This window comes from Collinsella sp. Sow4_E3 (assembly GCF_052116285.1).
Lineage (GTDB): Bacteria > Actinomycetota > Coriobacteriia > Coriobacteriales > Coriobacteriaceae > Collinsella.
Window position 1 is genome coordinate 1 of sequence record NZ_JBQKLJ010000086.1, and the last position, 628, is coordinate 628.

The window sequence follows — 628 nt, forward strand, 5'->3', positions numbered from 1 at the left end:
TCTGAGAAGTGTGCAAATACATCTGGACCATTTTCTTGTGAAATAAAGCCAAAGCCTTTTTCTGCGTTAAACCATTTTACAGTTCCTACTGCCATTTTGAGTTACCTCTTTTTTGTTTATTTGTAAAAAAATTTTAAAGAGATAAAACATAGATAAAACTGATACTTTGACTCAAAAAACTTATTACTTGATTAGTGTAACAGTTTTCAAAAAGATTGTCAATCAAAAGGTGTAATTTTTCTTACTTATTATCCATTACTTGATTTCTTTTCTTAATTTTTCTACAAAAAGATAGGCTGCTGGACAAATCAAGGTATTCTTAATGGTCAAATGATTAATTTGGTAAATCTTCTTCCTATCCGTATGGGGAAATTCACGACAGGCTTTAGGTCGAATATCATAGATGTCACAAAGGTTATCAGGTCCTAGGAATGGACAAGGCATGCATTGAAAAACCTTATCTCCATCCTCATCTACCTGTAAATAAGCATCCTCGAACTCCTGCAATTTCATACGGAAATGTTTGGAAATCCGTGTGATATCCGCTTCTTTCAAATCAGGTCCCAGTCCCTTACAGCAATTGGCACACTGAAGACAGTCAATCTCTGAAAACACTTCTTCATGAATG

General features: G+C 34.2%; 2 protein-coding genes. Both read right to left on the reverse strand.

Features of this window, described 5'->3' with window-relative positions; all coding sequences use genetic code 11:
* A partial coding sequence (locus ACTQ48_RS11365) for a cold-shock protein (protein ID WP_441571021.1) occupies nucleotides 1–95 on the reverse strand: 95 nt, incomplete at its 3' end.
* 160 nt (nucleotides 96–255) lie between these two features.
* Nucleotides 256–628, reverse strand: a 373-nt coding sequence (locus ACTQ48_RS11370; protein WP_441571019.1) for a YkgJ family cysteine cluster protein, incomplete at its 5' end; no start/stop codon positions are given.